The 12065-nt window shown below is 71.9% G+C and carries 14 protein-coding genes; 6 read left to right on the plus strand and 8 right to left on the minus strand.

Features of this window, described 5'->3' with window-relative positions:
• Positions 1-242, minus strand: a 242-nt coding sequence (locus tag VGK78_RS03205) for a hypothetical protein (RefSeq protein ID WP_331525880.1), incomplete at its 3' end; no start/stop codon positions are given.
• Positions 243-401: 159 nt separating this feature from the next.
• Positions 402-896 (minus strand): transcriptional regulator NrdR, encoded by a 495-nt coding sequence (nrdR, locus tag VGK78_RS03210; protein WP_331525882.1) that lies wholly within the window; start codon positions 894-896, stop codon positions 402-404.
• 363 nt (positions 897-1259) lie between these two features.
• Between nrdR and VGK78_RS03215 the strand changes: the two genes are divergently transcribed.
• Positions 1260-1616: a hypothetical protein gene (locus VGK78_RS03215; RefSeq protein ID WP_331525883.1), complete on the plus strand. Its 357-nt coding sequence runs from the start codon at positions 1260-1262 to the stop codon at positions 1614-1616.
• Positions 1616-2035, plus strand: a complete 420-nt coding sequence (locus tag VGK78_RS03220; protein ID WP_331525884.1) for a DUF3052 domain-containing protein — start codon at positions 1616-1618, stop codon at positions 2033-2035. The genes VGK78_RS03215 and VGK78_RS03220 overlap by 1 nt, the downstream gene beginning before the upstream one ends.
• 218 nt (positions 2036-2253) lie before the next feature.
• Here VGK78_RS03220 and VGK78_RS03225 read toward each other — a convergent pair whose 3' ends face one another.
• Positions 2254-2871 (minus strand): LysM peptidoglycan-binding domain-containing protein, encoded by a 618-nt coding sequence (locus VGK78_RS03225; RefSeq protein WP_331525885.1) that lies wholly within the window; start codon positions 2869-2871, stop codon positions 2254-2256.
• 236 nt (positions 2872-3107) lie between these two features.
• Entirely contained in the window at positions 3108-3896 is a 789-nt protein-coding gene (locus tag VGK78_RS03230; protein WP_331525886.1) for an SDR family oxidoreductase, read from the minus strand.
• A 52-nt stretch (positions 3897-3948) separates the two neighbouring features.
• Here VGK78_RS03230 and VGK78_RS03235 point away from each other — a divergent pair, with 52 nt between their 5' ends.
• The 3 genes from VGK78_RS03235 to VGK78_RS03245 all read left to right on the plus strand — a co-directional run bounded on the left by VGK78_RS03235 (position 3949) and on the right by VGK78_RS03245 (position 6154).
• Positions 3949-4218 carry a hypothetical protein gene (locus tag VGK78_RS03235; RefSeq protein ID WP_331525888.1) on the plus strand — a complete coding sequence of 90 codons (270 nt, stop codon included), beginning with the start codon at positions 3949-3951 and terminating at the stop codon, positions 4216-4218.
• A 104-nt stretch (positions 4219-4322) separates the two neighbouring features.
• Positions 4323-5051, plus strand: coding sequence for a transcriptional repressor LexA (gene lexA / locus VGK78_RS03240; RefSeq protein WP_331525889.1), 729 nt, complete (start codon positions 4323-4325; stop codon positions 5049-5051).
• Between the two features lie 164 nt (positions 5052-5215).
• On the plus strand, positions 5216-6154 hold the full coding sequence (locus tag VGK78_RS03245) for a phosphatase PAP2 family protein (RefSeq protein WP_331525890.1): 939 nt from the start codon (positions 5216-5218) through the stop codon (positions 6152-6154).
• A 40-nt stretch (positions 6155-6194) separates the two neighbouring features.
• Here VGK78_RS03245 and VGK78_RS03250 read toward each other — a convergent pair whose 3' ends face one another.
• Positions 6195-8132 (minus strand): ATP-dependent DNA helicase, encoded by a 1938-nt coding sequence (locus VGK78_RS03250; protein WP_331526015.1) that lies wholly within the window; start codon positions 8130-8132, stop codon positions 6195-6197.
• A 219-nt stretch (positions 8133-8351) separates the two neighbouring features.
• Here VGK78_RS03250 and VGK78_RS03255 point away from each other — a divergent pair, with 219 nt between their 5' ends.
• The gene (locus VGK78_RS03255) at positions 8352-9053 is read left to right on the plus strand and encodes a response regulator transcription factor (RefSeq protein ID WP_331525892.1); all 702 of its coding nucleotides are present in this window, start codon (positions 8352-8354) and stop codon (positions 9051-9053) included.
• Positions 9054-9071: 18 nt separating this feature from the next.
• Here VGK78_RS03255 and VGK78_RS03260 read toward each other — a convergent pair whose 3' ends face one another.
• From VGK78_RS03260 to hflX, 3 genes are read right to left on the minus strand one after another with little or no spacing between them, the layout of a single operon-like run.
• Positions 9072-9512: an SRPBCC family protein gene (locus tag VGK78_RS03260; RefSeq protein WP_331525893.1), complete on the minus strand. Its 441-nt coding sequence runs from the start codon at positions 9510-9512 to the stop codon at positions 9072-9074.
• 4 nt (positions 9513-9516) lie between these two features.
• On the minus strand, positions 9517-10377 hold the full coding sequence (locus VGK78_RS03265; RefSeq protein WP_331526016.1) for an alpha/beta hydrolase: 861 nt from the start codon (positions 10375-10377) through the stop codon (positions 9517-9519).
• A gap of 58 nt (positions 10378-10435) precedes the next feature.
• Positions 10436-11950, minus strand: coding sequence for a GTPase HflX (hflX, locus tag VGK78_RS03270; RefSeq protein WP_331525895.1), 1515 nt, complete (start codon positions 11948-11950; stop codon positions 10436-10438).
• Positions 11951-12065 lie beyond the last annotated feature (115 nt).

Consider the following 12065-nt stretch of genomic DNA (forward strand, 5'->3'; position numbering starts at 1 on the left):
GCGCCGCGGAAGTACTTGGTGGTGACGATCGTGCTGGCGTTGACCGACCAGAAGTCGGGGAACTCCACGCCGCGCTGCTCGAAGACGGTCTCGCCGGTCTTCCAGTTCTGCTGGACGACGTCGCGGCGCTCCCAGGTGACCTCGTCGTAGGGGTGGGTGCCGGCCGTGCTGAAGACACGGTCGATCGTCAGGCCCTTGCCGGCCTGCTTCCCCTTGACCTTCGGGTTAACCGTCTCGGTCATCTGCGCTCCTCGTTCTCCCGTGTGTCCTGCTTCTTCGATGGTCTCTCCGACCACCGACACCCGTCTGGGTGGAATGTCCTTGGCTGGGTCGTGCTGGGTCTTGCTGAGGTGGTGCACCCGGCGCGCAGCTTCCCCACTACGCGCCGGGTGGTCTGTGGGTCATCCAGTGGGTACGGCGTCTGGTTGCGGCTCGTGGTCGGCCGCGGCGGCCTGCTCCATGCGGAGGAGGGCGATCTCGTCCTCGAAGTCGTCGGGCGAACTGAACGCCTTGTAGACGCTGGCGAACCGCAGGTAGGCGACCGGGTCGAGCGCACGCAGCGGCCCGAGGATCGCCATCCCCACCTCGTGGGCCGGGATCTCGGCGGCGCCCTCGATGCGCAGCGCGTCCTCGACGGTCTGGCCCAGGCAGGCCAGGTCGTCCTCGGAGACCGGGCGGCCCTTGCAGGCCTTCCGGACGCCGGTGATCGCCTTCTCGCGGTTGAACGGCTCGGTCGCACCCGACCGCTTGAGCACCGTCAGCTGCATCAGCTCGATCGTGGTGAACCGCTTCTCACAGCTCTCGCAGCGGCGCCGGCGGCGGATCGCCGTACCGTCCTCGGAGACGCGCGAGTCGAGGACCTTGGTGTCGGTGTGCCGGCAGTACGGGCAGTGCATCTCGGTCCTCCTCTCCCGCTCTCGAACGCCCTCTGACACAACGCTCAGAGGGCGCGCCGAAGTCCCCCGTGGAGGGGGTGTCTTCCTGTGGACCGGTACCCCTTCGACTGTGGAGAACCGGCTCATTTCTGTGGGTCCAGCACCCTGTAGATGTGAACTACATGTGGAGAACCACAACCGTGTAACTACTAGATGTAGTGGTAACCGTACGTCGGGTGCCGGGGCTTGGCAAGCGGTTCGGGACAACAAATCTCCGCGGACCCGGCGTACCGGCAAATGCACAGGTCAGCGGCACCGGAGCGGCTTCGCGCGGGTCTGCGGATCGGCGTGTCGGGTGCTCCGGGCATCGGTCACAATGGCCCGGTGACGACGGGGAAGCGGGCCGCACCGAGGCACGCCGGGCCCGCGCGTCTCGAGGAGTCCGGAGGGGGTACGCCGCGTGCCCCCTCGTCGCGGGGTCCGCTCCTGCTGATCGCGCTCGGGATCACCGCCGCGGTGGTCGCGTGGGGCTACCTGGTCTACCTGGCCATCGACTTCGGCACCAGCGCCCGTAACGGCGATCGCACCGCGTGGTGGTTCCTGGCGATGGCCACGGTCGGCGCGATCGCCTGCCTGTTCTTCGCGATGATGCTGGGCGCCCGGTTCGTGGCGCGGGTCCGGGCCGCGGCCGTGCCCGCTGCTCCCCCGCGGGCGCCGGGTGGGCGCCGGGCGGCGCGCTGATGGCGGGTGCGACCGCCGGCTACTCCGGCACCCCGCTGGCCACGAAGCTCGGCGTGAAGCCTGGTCACGTCGTGCTGCTCGACCGGCTGCCCCACGGCCTGGACCTCGGGCTGCCGCCGTCCGCTCACCTCGTACGCCGACTGCGGGGCGGGCTGGACGTGACGGTCACGTTCCACACCCGGCTGGCGACGCTGGCCGAGCGGCTGCCGGCCGTGTGCGAGCGCACCGTGAGCGACGGGATGGTCTGGGTGGCGTGGCCGAAGCAGGCCGCCGTGAAGCGGCTCGGCATCGACACCGACCTGAACGAGAACGTCGTCCGGGAGCTGGGGCTCGGGATCGGGTGGGTGGACGTGAAGGTGGCCGCGATCGACGAGACGTGGTCGGGGCTGAAGTTCGTGCGGCGGCTGGTCGATCGATAGAACCCGACCATCCGGGGACGGCAGTCAGCCTTGCTTCTCTCGCACGGTGGCCTCGCAGGCTCGGCCCCCGTGCTCGGGAAACCGCGGAGGACGGCGTGGGTAGGGCACGCCGTCCTCCGTCTTCCCCGGTGGCCCCTGAGGAGCTCGCGCAGCGAGCGTCTCGAAGGGCTCCCCGCACCGGCCGGGGTCGAGTCGGCCGGGGCGGAAGTTCGTGGCTGCTACTTCGGGACGCGGAGGTGCTGGCCGACCTGGAGGGCCGGTGAGTCGAGATGGTTGATCGCCTCGAGGTGGGCGACGGTGGCTCGCACGTCGCCGCCGTCGGAGCCGCGGGCGGCGATGTCCCACAGGGTCTGGCCGGGCTGCACCGTGACGACCCGGGTCGGCTCGGGCTGGTCGTCGGCCAGCGAACCGGTGGCGGCGACGAAGCCGAGGCCGAGCATCGCGGCGAGGCCCGCGCCGAAGACGACGAGGCGGCCACGGCGGGTCAGCCGGAGCGAGCTCGGGCGGGGCCGGGCGATCGCGACCGAGACGTCGTCGCCGTCGTACTCCGCCGCGAAGAAGTCGGCGAGATCGACGCGCCGGTGGGTCTCGACACCGCCCACCGGCTCGACCACCGAAGGGAGTGCGGGCTCGACCGTCGGTGCGATCCGGGTGAGGACCGGCATGCGCTCGTCGTCGGCGACGATGCGCAGCACGGGCCGGTCGGCGCGGCCGACCAGCGACGCACCCTGCCCGACCGTGCGCCGCCGGGGCGTCGCCTTGCGGGTGGGCGCGGCCGGCGGGGTCAGGCGCGGGGTGCGGGCGGCGCCTGCACTGGTGGCCAGAGTGCTGCTCATCGGTCCTCCTGGGGAAGTGTTGATCTGTGTCTAGTGGCCACCACCGACAGTCGCCCCCGAGAGCGGCTGGCTGGGTCATCCGGTGGTGTCCGATCAGACGTTCGATCGAACAGGTGTACGACGTTAGAGCAGGTGTTCGAGCGGTTTCAAGCAGCGACACGAACAAATGTTCGAAACTCCGTCATGCCGACGGCGGTGAGACAGGACCCGTCCGGTTGCGGGAAACCGGTCCCAGGTCACCGCTCCTGGGCGTGGCGCCGGATCGCTCGGCGGCCGAGGGCGGCGAACAGCCGCGTGCCGTGCCGGGCGACCGACGGCGCGAGGGTCGTCGACCGGACCAGTCCACCGCGCCAGCCGGGCACGGTCCGGACGATCCGCCGCGAGCCGAGCAGCGCGACGGCCGCCGCGGCTGTCTCGTCGACGCTCAGGATCCGGCCGCCCGAGTGCACCAGCTGCGCGCCGAGCCGCGTCGTGTCCTGTCCCTCGAGCAGGGCGGTCTGGACGCCGTCGGGGCACAGCGCGTGCACCCGCACGCCGCGCGGCGCCTCGCCCGCGACCGACATCGTGGCGGAGACGATCGCGGCCTTGGTGGCGGCGTACGCCGAGTAGCCCGGCACCGGGCCGAGCCCGGACAGCGAGGCGATGTTCACGATGTCGCCCCGGCCAGAGAACGTCGACAGCGCGGCGCGCATCCCCCACAGACAACCGAGCAGGTTCACCTCGACCAGGCGGCGTATCTGCTCGTCGCTCAGATCGGCGAGCCGACCGTCGTCGCCGACGCCGGCGTTGTTGAACCACGCGGTCAGCCGGCCCAGGTCGCTCGCGGTCGTGGCGACGAACCGGTGCCCGGCCGGGTCACGCACGTCCTGCTCGAGCCCGACGGCGGCGCCGATCTCCTCGGCCGTACGACGCGCGCCCTCGCCGTCGACGTCGGTGACCACGACGGCGTACCCGCGCCCGACCATGCGCTCGGCGATCCCGCGCCCGATCCCCCGCGCCCCGCCGGTGATGACACAGCTGTCCATCCCGGCGAGTCAACCAGACGTGGCCGGGTACCGATCCGCAGGAGGTGACCTCATGGCCACGACGAAGCAGAGGCAAGCCGCCCGGAAGAACGTGCAGAAGGCGCAGCAGGGTGCCCGGCGGAAGAAGTCGATCTCGAACATGCCGGCCTCGACCAGGACCGCCCTCGGCAAGCAGGGCGCCGCGGTGGCCCAGCGCAAGCGCACCGGGTCGTCGAGCCCGAAGACCCGGCAGGAGCTCTACGAGGAGGCCAAGCGGCGCAACATCCAGGGCCGCTCGAAGATGGGCCGCGACGAGCTGGCCCGCGCCCTCGGTCACGGCTGAGCCGGGTCGTACGACGAACCCGGTGGGTCGCCGGATCCGGCACCGACACGCCCGATTCGAACAGGTGTTTGATCACGACGTCTCGCCGCCGTACGGTGTCCGCCATGACGAAGAGCACGGGCAGGCGCGTCAGCGAGCTGCCGGACGGTCCGCCCGACGCCACCGGGCTCACCCCGCGCCAGCAGCGGGTCCTGGCCACGATCAAGGAGGCGATCGAGAAGCGCGGCTACCCGCCGAGCATGCGCGAGATCGGCCAGGCGGTCGGGCTCACCAGCAGCTCCAGCGTCGCCCACCAGCTCCGGGTGCTGGAGGAGAAGGGCTTCCTCAAGCGCGACCCCAACCGGCCGCGCGCGCTCGAAGTGTTCCTGCCCGAAGTGATGGCCGCGCGCCGGTCGATCAGTGGGGCCGACAGCGCCGAGTCGTCGTACGACGAGACCGGGGTCGGCGACGCGCGCCCCCAGGCGGCGTACGTCCCGATGGTCGGCCGGATCGCGGCCGGCGGCCCGATCCTGGCCGAGGAGACCCTGGAGGACGTCTTCCCGCTGCCGCGGCAGCTGGTCGGCGAGGGCACGCTCTTCCTGCTCGAGGTGCGCGGCGACTCGATGATCGACGCCGCGATCTGCGACGGCGACTACGTCGTGGTGCGCCAGGAGCAGACCGCCGACAACGGCGAGATCGTGGCCGCGCTGATCGAGGGCGAGGCCACCGTGAAGACGTTGCAGCGCAAGGACGGCAAGGTCTGGTTGCTGCCGCACAACACGGCGTACGACCCGATCGACGGCACCCACGCCACCATCCTCGGCAAGGTGACCGCGGTCCTGCGCCGCGTCTGACCCAGGCCTGAGCCGCGCGATCGAGCCGAAACTCACACCCCTCATCGGGAAGTATCTGGCGACTGTCGGTGCTCTCTTGTAGATACGGGGTACGTCACAGGGACGCCGCTCTGTACGTCATAGGGATGATGCAAATGCTTTGCATCTCCTGAGAGGATGGGTCGGTGAGCGTTCGATCGAGCGTGCAGACGACGATCGCCCGGGGGAACTTCCTCGGGCGTCGTGGTGTGCGCGAGATCCTGTTCATCGGCATCCTCTATGTCTTCTACTGCATCACCCGCACCTTCGCCGACGGTGACCTCGCTCCCGCGCAGGACCGGGCCGGCGACCTGCTCTCGCTCGAGCGGGTGCTCCACCTCGACTGGGAGCACGCGATCAACAACTGGTTCGTGGCGCACGACTGGGCCGCGATCCCGGCCGACTACTGGTACGCCGCCTGCCACTACGTCGTCACGCTGTGGGTGCTGGTCTGGCTCTACCGCAAGGGCGCTCAGCACTACTCCCCCGCCCGCTGGGCGCTGGTCGTGTCCTGCCTGCTGGGCCTGGCCTGCTACCTGCTGCTCCCGACTGCACCGCCGCGGCTGACCGGCGGGTACGTCGACGTGCTCAGCCTGCACGCCGCCGACGGCTGGTGGAGCACCGACGCCTCCGCTCCGAAGGGGATGGGCGGGCTGACCAACGAGCTGGCCGCGTTCCCGAGCCTGCACGCCGGCTGGGCGCTGTGGGTCGCGCTGGTGGTCCGACGCTCGACCCGCAACTACTGGGCGCGCGGTCTGGCCTGGGTGCACGCCTTGATCACCGCCGTCGTGGTGATCGGCACCGGCAACCACTGGATCCTCGACGTCGCTGCCGGCTGGGCGCTGGTGATCGTGGCGATGTGGCTGGTCGACCCGTGGTTCGCCGACAGCCGTCACCAGGCGAAGGCCCGCAGCCTGGAGCTCCGGCGCCGGATCGCCGGCTCACCTGCTCACCGGCAGATCACCCACGAGCAGATCCTCGGCGAGCGGGTCGCGCACGAGCCGATCGCGCCCTCCTCGATGGCGCCGGAGGTCGGCGACACCGTCCCGGCCGAGCCGCCCCCGAAGCGCCGTTACAGCTGCTAGCGCGCCGGGGCGTCCTCGGCGGACGGTGAACGCCCGCGCGTCAGGCGGTGTGTTGCTCCGCGTGGGCCAGTCGCTTGAGCGCCTGGCGCACCAGGTCGCCGTCGTACGTCGTCCACATCGGCGGCAGGCTCGCCTTGAGGAAGGAGCCGTAGCGCGCCGTCGCCAGCCGGGGGTCGAGGATCGCCACGACCCCGCGGTCGGTGGTGGTGCGGATCAGCCGGCCGGTGCCCTGCGCGAGCAGCAGGGCGGCGTGGGTGGCGGCGACCTGCATGAAGCCGTTGCGGCCCTCGCGGTCGGCGGCCCGCTGCCGGGCGCTCATCAAGGGGTCGTCGGGCCGCGGGAACGGGATGCGGTCGATGAGCACCAGTTGACAGGTGTCGCCGGGCACGTCGAGGCCCTGCCACAGGCTGAGCGTGCCGAAGAGACACGTGTGCGGGTCGCCGACGAACTGCCGGGCGAGCTCGGGCAGCTGCGCCTCGCCCTGAGCGAGGGTGGTCAGGTGGGGCAGCCGTTCGCGGATCGCCTCGGCGGCGGCCTCCGCGGCCCGGCGTGAGCTGAACAGCCCCAGCGTCCGCCCGTCGGCGGCGTCGACCAGCGACGCGATCTCGGCGAGCTGTGCCTCGCCCAGCCCGTCGCGGCCCGGGGGCGGGAGGTGCCGCGCGACGTAGAGGATCGCCTGCTGCCCGTAGTCGAACGGCGAGCCCACGTCGAGCCCGGCCCACGGCAGCGCGTCGCGCTCGTCGCCGCCGGGTGCCGCGGGGTCGCCGGTGGTGGTGTCGACCCGTTCGGTGGGCCGCAGCCCGACCGAGGTGGCAATCGCGTCGAAGTCGCCGCCGAGCATCAGGGTCGCCGAGGTCATCACCACGGTCTTGTCGGTCATCAGCTTGTCGCGCATCGGGCCCCAGACCTCGAGCGGCGCGACGCACAGGCGCGGCGGGATGCGATCGCCTCCCTCGCTCAGCCAGAGCACGTCGGACTCCGATCGAACGGCCATCCGCTCCGCGGTGACGAACACCTCCTGCACCGAGCCGCGCGCCTGGGTGCGGCCGGCGTCCGGCTCACCGGAGTCGGTCTCCTTGGGGTACGCCGAGAGGCAGGCCCGCGCGGCGTCGCGCACGAGGACCAGCGCGTCGGCCAGCATCTCGGGCACCTCGTCGAACCGCCCGGGACGACACTCCCCGATCGCCGCCCCCAGGGCGTCGCCGGCGTCGGCGAGGTCGTCGGCCGGGGACAGGTCGGCGGAGTCGGACTCGACGTACCGACGCGAACGGCGTGCCGCCCGGTCGACGTCGGAGGCGAGCAGCTCGTCGGTGGCCGCCTGGGTGACCCGCGCGACGACCTCGTGGGCCTCGTCGACGACCACCACGTCGTAGTCGGGGATCATCGGGACGCCCTCGATCGCGTCGATCGCGAGCAATGAGTGGTTGGTGACGATCAGGTGGGACCGGTGGGCCTGCTCGCGGGCGACCTCGACGAAGCACTCCTCGCCGAACGGGCACCGGGACGCGCCGAGGCAGTCGCGGTGGCTGACGCTGACCTGTCGCCACTCGCGGTCGGTGTGGCGGGGCGCGCGGTCGCGCTCGCCGCTGCCGCCGTGCTCGGCCTCCTCCTCGGCCCAGGCGCGCAGCTCGAGCACCTTCTTCCCGAGCGTGCTCTGGGGGAGCTCGACCAAGGCGCCCTGGTCGTCGTCGGGCGCACCCTCACGCACCCGGTGCAGGCAGGCGTAGTTGGAGCGACCCTTGAGCACGGCGTACGACGTGTCGACCTCGGGGTGGACCTCGGAGACCGCCTCGACCAGTCGCGGGATGTCGCGCTCGACCAGCTGGTGCTGGAGGGCCAGTGTCGCGGTCGCGACGACGACTCGCTTGTCGTGGAGCAGCGCCGGAACGAGGTAGGCCAGGGACTTGCCGGTGCCGGTGCCGGCCTGCACGACGAGGTGTCGGTGCTCGGTCAGCGCCTCGGTGACGGCCTCCGCCATGGCGACCTGTCCGGGGCGTTCCTCGCCTCCGAGCGCGGACACCGCCGTCCCCAACACGTCGGTGGTGGGTAGACGGACGGCGGGCACTGGTGCACCCTATCCGCGACGGGGGACAAGGGTTTCCGCACGGAACCTCGCTGGGGAGAGCCCACCCGGGCATGTGGGTGGCGACGTATCCCGTGAGGTGACCGACCCTTGACCGAAAGACGTTGACCCGCGATGACCACCATCCTCGTGATCGAGGACGACCCCTCGATCCGTGCCGCGTTGGAACAGGGGCTGGTCGAGCGCGGCCACTCCGTCCAGTCCGCGGCGACCGGCATCGCCGGTCTCGAAGCCGTGCTCGGCGACCACCCCGACCTCGTCCTGCTCGACCTCGGCCTGCCGGACGTCGACGGGCTGACCGTGATCGGGATGATCCGTGCGGCCGGCTCGGTGCCGATCATCGTGCTCACCGCGGTCGACGACGACCCGACGATGGTCGCCGCGCTGGACGCCGGGGCGGACGACTACGTCGTGAAGCCGTTCGGCTTCGAGCAGGTCACCGCCCGCGTCCGGGCCGTGCTGCGGCGTACCCACCGGCACGCGTCGTCGGACCCGATCCGGGTGGGCGAGCTGACCATCCACGCCCCCACCCGCACCGCCACCCTCGCGGACCGGCCGCTGGAGCTGACGCGGCGGGAGTTCGACCTGCTCCTCGCGCTGGCGGCGCGCACGGGCGAAGTTGTCAGCAAGCGCACTCTGCTGGCCGACGTGTGGCAGCACGCCGACGGCTCCGACCGGACCGTCGACGTCCACCTGTCCTGGCTGCGCCGCAAGCTCGGCGAGACCGCGGCCCAGCCGCGCTACCTGCAGAGCGTGCGCGGGGTCGGCGTACGCCTGGTCGACCCGACCGCCCAGCAGGACCGCAAGTCCTCCTGATCGGGGCCGGCGTCGGCCTCAGCTCTCGAGGATCTCCTTGAGGCGGGAGAGGTCCTTCTTGTTCGCTCGCCGCATCGCGGCCGCCATCACCGGGGCGCCGACCGCGGCGAAGCCAGACGGCGTGCCGCGGTTGCGCAGGGTCATCCGGGTGGAGTCGGGCCCGGCGGGCTCCCAGGTGTAGGTCGTCTCCATCGGGAACGGCCCCTCGGCGGTGCGCATCACCAGCCGTTCGCCCGGCTCGAGGTCGACGACCTCGTAGGTGTAGGAGAGCGTGCGCCCGAGGAACCTGGCCACGAAGTCCAGCCGCGACCCGACCGCCACGGGCGGGTCGGTGCGCCAGGTGATCGACTCGATGTTGGCGTACCACTCCGGCGCGTGGGCCGGATCCGCGGCGTACGACGACACCTCGGCGACCGGGCGGCGGATCACCGTCCCCGTGACGACGTCGACGTCCGGCACGCCCTCACTCCGCCCCGAGGATCGCGAACGTCTCCTCGGCCGCGCCGAAGGTGGCGTGGCCGTGCCCGCCGGGTACGACGTGCATCTCGCTGTCGGCGAGCCGCTCGCGGAGCCACTCGCCGTGCTCCGACGGGACCATCCGGTCGCTCTCGCCGTACACGAGCCGGACCGGGACCGTCACCGCGGCGAGGTCGAAGTCCCAGGGCCCGAGCCAGGAGACGTTGTCGCGGACGTAGCCCTCGGAGGTCGTGATGCCTCGCTGGAAGTCGGCGTTGAAGGCGGGGCGGCTGTCCGGATGGTCGTCGAACCAGTTGGGCCCCGGCGGCGCCATCTGCCGGAAGGCCGCCGCGAACTCCTCGGTGCTCAGACCTCTCAGGCCGGCGAGCTGGTTGTCCGCCGCTGCCGTCTCGAGCGCGATCGCGTCGTCGACGTCCCCGTCCGCGATCATCGCGAGCGCGCGGCGGTCGTCGTCGTCCAGGTCCTCGGGGTTCACCTCGGCGTGGCTCCCGGGACCCCCGAGGACGGCGACCGAGCTCACCCGGTCGGGCGCGAGGGCCGCGGCGGCGAGGGCGTACGGCGCGCCGCCCGACACACCCATCGCCACGAACCGCTCCACGCCCAGCTGGTCGGCCAGCTCCACGGCATCGGCGGCGGCCGAGGTCAGACCGGGCGGGGTGTTCGTGGATGCGCCGTAGCCCGGCCGGGAGACGGCGACGAGCCGGACGCCGTTCACGCGGGCGGCGTCGGCGACGACGGCACCCTGCGCAGCGGTCGCGGGCGTTCCGGGGAAGAAGACGACGGGCCGACCCGCCGGGTCGCCGAGATCGGCGTACTCCAGGGTGCGTCCGTCGTGCAGCGTGACCATGCTGAACACGGTCCGAGCGTAGGACCGCGCCGGCCCCGCTGGGAATGGGTGGGAACGGTCAGACGGGGTACGCGGCCAGCTCGCCCGCGAGGTCTGCGTGCGCGCGGCCGCGGACCACGGTGCCGTCGCCGGTGTGCTCCAGCGACTCGATCTCACCGTGCTGGTGCAGCCGGTCGAGCAGGTCGCCGCGCGCGTAGGGCACGAGGGCCTCGAACTCGACGCCCGGCCGCGGAAGGTCGTCCTCGACGACGGCGAGCGCCTCGGCGATGCCCTCGCCGGTCTTGGCGCTGACGACGACGGCGTGCGGCTCGCGCTGCCTGACCCGGGCGAGCACCAGCGGGTCGGCGGCGTCCGCCTTGTTGATCACGATGATCTCGGGCACCTTGTCGGCGCCGATCTCGGCGAACACCTCGCGCACCGCCGCGATCTGGCCCTCGGGGTCGGGATGGGATCCGTCCACGACGTGCAGGATCAGGTCGGAGTCGGCGACCTCCTCCAACGTGGAGCGGAACGCCTCGACCAGCTGGTGGGGCAGGTGGCGGACGAAGCCGACGGTGTCGGACATCGTGTACACGCGGCCGTCGCCGGTCGTCGTACGCCGGGTGGTCGGGTCGAGGGTGGCGAACAGCGCGTCCTCGACCAGCACCCCGGCCCCGGTCAGCCGGTTGAGCAGGCTGGACTTGCCGGCGTTGGTGTAGCCCGCGATCGCGACGCTCGGGATGTGGCGGCGGCGGCGCTCCTGACGCTTCGTGTCGCGGGTGCCCTTCATGTGCGCGAGCTCGCGACGTAGCCGGGCGATCTTGGTGTTGATGCGCCGGCGGTCGGTCTCGATCTTGGTCTCGCCGGGACCGCGACCACCGATGCCGACGCCGCCCGCGGCCCGGCCGCCGACCTGGCGGGACAGGTTGCCGCCCCAGCCGCGGAGGCGCTGCTTCATGTAGTTGAGCTGGGCGAGCTCGACCTGCGCCTGGCCCTCTTTGGACTTCGCGTGCTGGGCGAAGATGTCGAGGATCAGCGCGGTGCGGTCGACGACCTTGACCTTGAGCCGGTCCTCCAGGTTGCGCAGCTGGCTCGGCGCCAGCTCGCCGTCGCAGATCACGGTGTCGGCGCCGCTGGCCCGGACGATCTCGCCGAGCCCCTCGACCTTGCCGCGGCCGACGTACGTCGCGGGGTCGGGCTTGTCGCGGCGCTGGTAGACCGCGTCCAGCACCTCCGAGCCTGCCGTCTCGGCGAGAGCGGCGAGCTCGGCCATGGAGTTCTCGGCGTCCTCGACGCTGCCGTCGGTCCAGACGCCGACCAGGACGACCCGCTCGAGCCGGAGCTGGCGGTACTCGACCTCGGTGATGTCCTCGAGCTCGGTGCTGAGTCCCGCCACCCGCCGGAGGGCGTACCGCTCGGCGAGGTCCTGCTCGCCACCGGTGAGCTCGGGGTCGTCGTCGGCGTACCCGGACTCCCAGCCGTCGCTGTCGTCGGCCGGGTCGTCGAGGTTCTCGATCCCGTCTCCGTCGTCGAGGTCCCAACCGGCCGTGTTGGCCAGCTCGCTGTCGAGGGAGAAGTCACGTGCGTTCGTCATCTGCGTCAAGGGTAGGTCGGCCCGCTCCCCCGCGCGAACCGGTTTGCTCCCGGCGTACCCCCTTCCTCGGCCCGGACGCTTCCGCTTGTAACGCCCTGTTATACGCGCGAGGGCG

It is taken from the genome of Nocardioides sp. (genome assembly GCF_036503465.1).
Taxonomy (GTDB): domain Bacteria; phylum Actinomycetota; class Actinomycetes; order Propionibacteriales; family Nocardioidaceae; genus Nocardioides.